The sequence below is a fragment of the Streptomyces sp. NPDC046900 genome, from assembly GCF_040644975.1.
Lineage (GTDB): Bacteria > Actinomycetota > Actinomycetes > Streptomycetales > Streptomycetaceae > Streptomyces.
Window position 1 is genome coordinate 107064 of sequence record NZ_JBEYXD010000023.1, and the last position, 7404, is coordinate 114467.

The following is a 7404-nucleotide window of genomic DNA, read 5'->3' on the forward strand; positions in this document are numbered from 1 at the left end:
CCTCCCGGCCCGTTGTCAGACCCCCCTGCCAGACTCGCAGTATGACCGGGCGCTGGGCTCTCGCTCCGGCCGAGGACGGTGGCGTGGAGGTCGCCGCTCTCGGCCCGGACGGGCTGCTCGCCGGGCCCGTGGTCAGGGAGGAGGATCTCGGGGAGGCCGTCCGGGCACGGCCCGAGGTCACCCGGTGGGTGTGGCGGTCCACCGCCGACGTCCAGCCGCGTCTGCTCGCCACGGGGGTGCGGGTCGACCGGTGTTACGACGTCGAGGCCGCCGAGACCCTCCTCCTGGGCCACGAGGGACGCCTCGGCGAGCCCCGGTCCACCGCCGCCGCGCTGGCCCGGCTGCGCGGCGGCCCCGTACCGCCCGATCCCCCGTCGCGCTCGCCCGAGCCCGGCTCGCAGTCCTCCCTGTTCGAACCGAGACCCGTCCACGTTCCGCTCCGCGACCTCGTCGAGGTGTACGCGGACCAGCAGCGCCGGCACGAGGCCACCGCGCACCCGGACCGGATGCGCCTGCTCACCGCCGCCGAGTCGGCCGGAATGCTGGTGGCCTCCGAGATGAACCGGTCGGGGCTGCCGTGGAGCGCGGACGTCCACCGCGACCTGCTGCACGAACTGCTCGGCGAGCGGTACGCGGGCGGCGGCGAACCCCGGCGGCTGGCCGAGCTGGCCGACGAGGTGTCGGCCGCCTTCGGCCGCCGTGTCAGACCCGACCTGCCCGCCGACGTCGTCAAGGCGTTCGCACAGGCCGGGATCAAGGTGCGCTCCACCCGCCGATGGGAGATCGAGTCCGTCGACCACCCCGCCGTGAAGCCCCTGCTGGAGTACAAGAAGCTGTACCGCATCTGGGTCGCCCACGGCTGGTCCTGGCTGCAGGACTGGGTACGCGACGGCCGCTTCCGGCCCGAGTACCTGCCGGGCGGCACGGTCACCGGCCGCTGGGTCACCAATGGCGGCGGGGCCCTGCAGATCCCCAAGGTCATCCGGCGTGCCGTCGTCGCCGACCCCGGCTGGCGACTGGTCGTCGCCGACGCCGCCCAGATGGAACCGCGCATCCTGGCCGCGATCTCGCGCGACCCGGCGTTCATGGAGGTCGCCGGTCGCGAGGCGGACCTCTACCAGTCGGTGTCGGACCGGGCGTTCTCCGGCGACCGGGGCCAGGCCAAGCTGGCCGTGCTCGGCGCGATCTACGGCCAGACGTCCGGCGACGGCCTGAAGAACCTGGCCGCGCTGCGCCGCCGCTTCCCCAGAGCCGTGGCGTACGTGGACGACGCGGCCCGTGCGGGCGAGGAAGGCCGGCTGGTGCGGACCTGGCTCGGGCGTACATCCCCGCCCGCCGCCGGGACGTCGGAGGACGCGACGGAGGAGGCGGGCATTCCGCAGGAGGACGGCCCGGTGGAGACGTCCGGGGAAGGACACCCGTGGATGCCCGGCTACGCCTCCACCAACTCCCGCGCCCGGGGCCGTTTCGCGCGCAACTTCGTCGTGCAGGGCAGCGCGGCCGACTGGGCCCTGCTGATGCTCGCCGCGCTGCGCCGCTCGTGTGCGGATCTCGCCGCCGAGCTGGTCTTCTTCCAGCACGACGAAGTGATCGTGCACTGTCCGGCACAGGAGGCGGACACGGTGGTCGCGGCGATCCAGGAGGCCTCGGACCTGGCGATGCGGCTGACGTTCGGCGAGACACCGGTGCGCATTCCGTTCACGACGGCCGTGGTCGAGTGCTACGCGGACGCCAAGTGACGGTGCGTACGCGGCCGTCGGGCGGGCACGAGACCCGCGCCGCACTCCTGACGCAGTCCCCGGCTCACCCCCGCGCCGGCAGCTCCCTCAGCTCACCGGCTACTGGGCTGTCCGTTCCTTCAGGGCCGAGAGGGCGGACTCCCACTGCCGACGGGCCTCCTCGATGTCGCCTTCCGCCCGGTGGAGCAGCCCCCGCTGGTGACGGGCGAGACCCTCGGTGTACCGGTCACCGCGACGGATGGCGAGGCACAGCAGTTCGCACCCCTGCGCGACCCGGCCGGCGTCGCCCCGGTCCGGCAGCACCCGCACCAGGCCGAGCCTGCGCCGCGCCGTCGGTGCCGAGTTCCTCGATGAGGCGTTCACGCAGGTCGAGGTGGACGGCCAGGGCCTCGGCGGGCGTCCGGTGCGGTGCAGCACGAGCATCAGCAGACGATGGAAGCCCTCCCGCAACGAGTGTTCGGCGACCAACGCGGCCAACTCCGGTCCGAGTCCGTCCAGTCGGGAGCCTCCGTGGTGCAGTTCGGCGTCGTACCGCCACTCCAGGACAAGCAGCCGCGTCTCCTCCAGTCGCTGCACAAGAGCGCGCCCGCCGGTCTCCAAGGGCAGACCGCTGAGCGGAGCTCCGCGCCACAGCGCGAGCGCGGCGAACGCCGCATTCATGACCGGTCGTTGGCCGGATGCGCGAAGGGTGCGCGAATCAGCCGTCCAGTACATTCACGGCCCCGCCGTCCGACCGCGCCATGGACCGGGCACCCCGTCGTCCGACCGCGCCGTGGGCTAGATGACCGGCGGTCGGCCGAGCCTGGTGAGTCGCCACACCGTATGCCACCGCATGGGCCGCCGCTCACCGGGCGAGGTCCGCAGCCCCTCGACGAACCCGCCGAACCAGGCCTTCAGCCCGCCGACCGATCGCGTCCGCAGGAGGGTGACGGCGATCCACACGCCCAGGTGGACGGGGATGAGCGGAAGGGGCAGCCTGCGCCGTACGAGCCACACGCGGTTGCGCGCCGTCACCCGGTAGTAGATGGCGTGCCGGGCGGGTGAGGTCCTCGGGTGCCGGAGCAGCAACTGCGGTGCGTAGAGCACGGTCCAGCCGGAGTCGAGGGCCCGCCACGCGAGATCCGTCTCCTCGTGGGCGAAGAAGAACTCCGCGGGCCAGTCGCCGGTCTCGGCGAGCATCGCCATGGACAGCGCGTGCGCGCCGCCGAGGAAGGCGGTCACCGGTCCACCGCGCAACGGATCGGCCGCACCGACCCTTGGCACGTGGCGCTGCTGGGTCTCGCCGTGCTCGTCGGCGATACGGAATCCGACGATGCCGAGCCCCGGATCGGCGGCGTACAGATCCCGCACCCGCCGCAGCACGTCGGCGTCGATCAGCAGCCCGTCGTCGTCGAGTTCCACCACGACGTCGACGTCCCCGTACTCTCGCAGCCGGGCGAGGGCCACATTGCGGCCGCCCGGGCAGCCGAGGTTCTCCTCCTCCTCGACGCACGTCACCTCCCCCGGCAGTCCGAGACGCTCGGCGAACTCGGGCAGGGGGCAGCCGTTCCCGACGACGACGATGCGGGAGGGGGCGAGGTCCTGCTTGGCGACCGAGGTGAGGAGGGCGTCGATCTCGGCGGGCCGGTTCCCCATGGTCACGACGGCGACAGCGATACGGAGGCCGGGCTCCTGCTCCGCCTGCGACACGACACCCACCCCATCCCGGCCGACGACAGTGACGCGATGCTAACCGTTCACTAAGAGGACGCCTGAGGGTCTCTGGTTCTCAGTGCTCTGGATGATTTACCGACTGGTTGCCCCGACGTGCCACCCACGCCCACCACCGGTCCCAACACCACCCGGCAGCACCCCCACACCACCCACCAGGCCCCGTCACGCGCACCCCTGAGCCCCCGCTTCCTCCCCCGGCCGGCCGTCCCGGACCGGGTAACCTGGCCACGACCGCGCGCAATGCACAGAAACACGAGAAAGGGGGCGGAGGATCGGGGCCGGAAAGGCGCCGTGATTCCCACCGCCGATGCCGTCCATCCCGCGGGTTGGTTCGCCCAAGGAAATCTCCAGCCCGAGCAACCCTCATGTGAAGGAACTCGCCGCCCTCCGTCGCCGACGGAACAGGCAGAGCTCCGGAGTGACCCTCGTCGAGGGCTATGAGGAACTGGATCTCGCCCTGCGGGCCGGCGTCCGTCCCCGCGAGCTGTACTACTGCCCGGCACTGACCGGCGGATCCGACCCGCGGAACGTCCTTGCTCGCGCGGCCGAACGCGGGGCCGCCCTGTTCAGCCTGAGCCGGCAGGCCTTCGACAAGGCCGCCTACCGGGAGGGCCCGGACGGCTGGCTCGCCGTCGTCCCGGACATCGAGACCGACCTCTCCCGCATCGCGGTCGACGAACGGGCCCTGTTCCTCATCTGCGAGAGCGTCGAGAAGCCCGGCAACCTGGGCTCGATGCTGCGCACCGCGGACGCGGCGGGAGTGACCGCCGTCATCTCCGCCAACCCCGTGACCGACTGGGGCAATCCCAATGTGATCCGGGCCAGCAAGGGCACGGTGTTCGCCGTCCCGATCGCCTCGGCCGACTCCGAGGAGGTCGTGCACTGGCTGGCCGAGCACTCGGTGAACGTCGTCGCGACGACGCCGGACACCGACGTCCTGATGGCGGACGTCGACATGACCGGGCCCACGGCGATCCTGATGGGCAGCGAGAAGTACGGACTGTCGGACCAGTGGCTCGCCGGCCGTCACACCAAGGCCAAGATCCCGATGTTCGGTCAGGTGGACTCGCTCAACGTGGCGGTGTCGGCAGCCCTCTTCACCTACGAGGCCGTGCGACAGCGCATGGCGACCGGGCAGCGCTGAGAACCGCTCGTCTTGAGTCCTGTTCCGTGCGGCGTCACCCCAGCCAGTCCGTATAGCGGATGCTGCCGATGCGCGCATCGGCAGGAGCGATGATCGCTTCCGTCGGGACGGCTGCGAACAGACCCGCGGACTCGTCGGTGACGACGCTGCGACGGTCGTCCCGCACTCGCAAGGTCAGTCGACCGAGCTCGTCGAGGGGAAAGACATCGGGGCCCGCGACGCTGATCGTGCCGTTCAGCGGCGGCCCGGTGGCGACATCGGCGAGCGTGTCGACGGCCTCCGCCACCGCGACCGGTTGCAGCCGGGTGGTGGGCAGGCGGACGGTGCTGCCGTCGCTGGTCCACCCCAGGATCTTGTCGATGAACTCCATGAACTGGGTGGCGCGCACGATCGAGTACGGAATGGGGCCTTCCACCACAAGGGCCTCCTGAAGGACCTTGGCCCTGTAGTACGCGACGTCGGGGACACGGTCGATGCCGACGATCGACAGCAGGACGATGTGCCCGATGCCTGCCCGCTCGGCGGCTTGCAGGAGATTTTCCGTGGTGACGCGGAAGAACGCGGACGCCGTCCCGTCGAAGCCGGGCGCGTCAATGGTGTCCACGACGACGTCGGCCGACCCGAGCGCCTCCTGCAGTCCTTCTCCCGACTGGAGGTCGAGTCCGCTGGACCTGCCGTGCGCGGCGACCTCGTGGTCGGCGGCTCTCAGCCTGTCCACGAGCCGGGACCCCACGAAACCAGTGCCACCGATGACCACGATCTTCATGAAGTGGCTCCTTCGCCACGCGAGGGACACCAACGCGTGAGGGGAGTCGGCATCAGCCGGAACGGGGCGCGCGCAGATGCCGTCGGCCGGCCAGCTCCTCCTCGTCCACGAGCGTGAGCATGGGCTGGCCCGGCACCATCATCATCACGACCACGAAGCGGCTCCAGATGTCCTGGCGATTGTTGCCGTCCTGGTAGTGGATCACGTCGCCACCAGGCTCCCAGAACGCCTCTCCCGCGCGAATGACGCGCTCGGGCTCACCCTCCAGTTCGAAAAGCATCTCCCCCTCCACCATGTAGCCGAACACCGGCCCCGAATGCCGGTGTGGAGGGGTTCCGGGATCACCCGGCGGGAACTGCACGAGCGCGGTCATCACCTGGGGCTGCTCCGGGACGGACGGCGGCTGGATGTCCAACAGGGACGTGAGCGCCGTCTTCCAGGCGGGCGCCCCGGGTGTGATCTCCGCACCGGTGGATCGGGATTCTGGGGCGGGCATGAGCTACTACCCCCGTTCTTCGCCGGATTTGCCCCGCAGGATTCAGAGATCGGTGGCATGGCACCCGGACCCGCCGACCCACCTCTCTCAGGCGTACCGACGGTCCCGCGAGGCTGTAACCCTCTCAGCCTGACTCAGGCGCGCATCCACCGCCACCGCGACCACCGGAACCCCACCCCGGCCGAAAACAGCCCAGAAATACCGAGCCGGGTTCCGGGTGGAGGCGCTTTCGAGGTTCGCCCCTCCGCGAGAATTCCGTGTCGAGCCCTCGACTGGACGCAGCGACCCTCCGCTTTTCAGGCGATCTCCGGCCCCGTCCGGTTCGAGCACCGGCGCGGAGGGGAAAACAGCGCACGTCCGTTGTCTGCGGACGTTGATGTCACGTCATTACTCCGTCCGAGACCGGTTCTGGTGTTGAAGCACAGGCTGTCGCCTCACCAGCCAGCCCGCCTCTCGTGCGGACAGCGCACGACCCCGGCGTGATGCCGCGACGCATGATGTGCCGACGGCCCACTACGACACGAAGAGCTCCCCCTCACACATTGCGTTTACGAATTGACCACCGTATACCGTGATGCTCGCTCGTCACGCAGTAAGCAATCGCCGCCAGAAAAGGAAACAATCATGCGCGTTTCAAGATGGTGCCTCATGGCCGCTTCGGTCCTCGCACTGACGGATATCGGATGCCACGCCTCCATGTCCTCAGTGTCCCAGCCCAAGAGCGATAAAGAATCGGGCAGCTACGATGTAATCCATCTGCACGGCGAGATGCAGAAGAACAAGAGGCTCAGCAATGGGGATCACACAACCGGAGTAGGCAATCAGGTCCTGATCACCGAGAACCTCATGCGCGACGGACACAAGTCCGGCTTCTCCGCAGTTATGTGCACCCAGGTCGGTGGCCCCTTGAATCCCACCCAGGCGAATCCGGCCACTCAGCTGTGTTCGGGCGTTTACAACCTCGATAAGGGGCAGATTACCTGGCAAAACACACTCTCCGTTTCGCGCCAGGGCACTCCACCGCCATGGAAAACGGCCATCACCGGCGGCACGGGGGAGTACACAAATGCCCGCGGCTATATTCTTGTCAACGGGGAGAAGAGCGACTACACGGTTTATCTCGTCCGAGCGTCCTCCTCGTGAAAGCGCGGGGCCCAAGCCGTGCCCGGAGCGGAACGCGGCGGCCTGGTGCTCACCCGTCCCAAGACCAAGAGGGGCCGGCGCCCTGCCCGTCGACGACCGTCGCCTGTACGACGGCAGTCGCCACACGGCCGGCACGATCCGTAACAGTCCCACCCGCCCAAGGGCGCGACACGACGCATGGGGGACGCCTTCATGCCTCGTCCGGAACCCACGGCTGAGACCAGAACCGAGACCAGGGACAGCCTCATGACACGGGCCCGCCCCGCCGTCGGGTCCGCTGAACGAAAAACCCCAGCTCAGAATCACTCTGAGCTGACTCTATGAGGGCCGGGCCCCCCTTCCTGCACAGCCCGGTGGATTCTGGTTCCGGGTCCCATACGTGCTCGGAAAGGAGGCCCTCAAT

Annotated in this window: 6 protein-coding genes and 1 pseudogene; 3 read left to right on the forward strand and 4 right to left on the reverse strand. The window is 69.5% G+C overall.

Going from position 1 to position 7404, the window contains the following annotated elements:
• The first annotated feature begins 41 nt into the window (after window positions 1–41).
• The gene (locus ABZ904_RS23205) at window positions 42–1739 is read left to right on the forward strand and encodes a bifunctional 3'-5' exonuclease/DNA polymerase (RefSeq protein WP_359394680.1); all 1698 of its coding nucleotides are present in this window, start codon (window positions 42–44) and stop codon (window positions 1737–1739) included.
• A 331-nt stretch (window positions 1740–2070) separates the two neighbouring features.
• Here ABZ904_RS23205 and ABZ904_RS23210 read toward each other — a convergent pair.
• A pseudogene (locus tag ABZ904_RS23210) lies at window positions 2071–2384 on the reverse strand (AfsR/SARP family transcriptional regulator); the annotation flags it as partial.
• 132 nt (window positions 2385–2516) lie between these two features.
• Window positions 2517–3437, reverse strand: a complete 921-nt coding sequence (locus tag ABZ904_RS23215) for a glycosyltransferase (protein ID WP_359394678.1) — start codon at window positions 3435–3437, stop codon at window positions 2517–2519.
• 433 nt (window positions 3438–3870) lie between these two features.
• Between ABZ904_RS23215 and ABZ904_RS23220 the strand changes: the two genes are divergently transcribed.
• Complete coding sequence (locus ABZ904_RS23220) at window positions 3871–4596, forward strand: RNA methyltransferase (protein ID WP_359394676.1); 726 nt, start codon at window positions 3871–3873, stop codon at window positions 4594–4596.
• A gap of 34 nt (window positions 4597–4630) precedes the next feature.
• Here ABZ904_RS23220 and ABZ904_RS23225 read toward each other — a convergent pair whose 3' ends face one another.
• Window positions 4631–5362: an NAD(P)H-binding protein gene (locus ABZ904_RS23225; RefSeq protein ID WP_359394674.1), complete on the reverse strand. Its 732-nt coding sequence runs from the start codon at window positions 5360–5362 to the stop codon at window positions 4631–4633.
• A 52-nt stretch (window positions 5363–5414) separates the two neighbouring features.
• On the reverse strand, window positions 5415–5858 hold the full coding sequence (locus ABZ904_RS23230) for a cupin domain-containing protein (RefSeq protein ID WP_359394672.1): 444 nt from the start codon (window positions 5856–5858) through the stop codon (window positions 5415–5417).
• Window positions 5859–6506: 648 nt separating this feature from the next.
• Here ABZ904_RS23230 and ABZ904_RS23235 point away from each other — a divergent pair.
• Window positions 6507–7001 carry a hypothetical protein gene (locus ABZ904_RS23235; protein ID WP_359394670.1) on the forward strand — a complete coding sequence of 165 codons (495 nt, stop codon included), beginning with the start codon at window positions 6507–6509 and terminating at the stop codon, window positions 6999–7001.
• The last annotated feature ends 403 nt before the right edge of the window (window positions 7002–7404 follow it).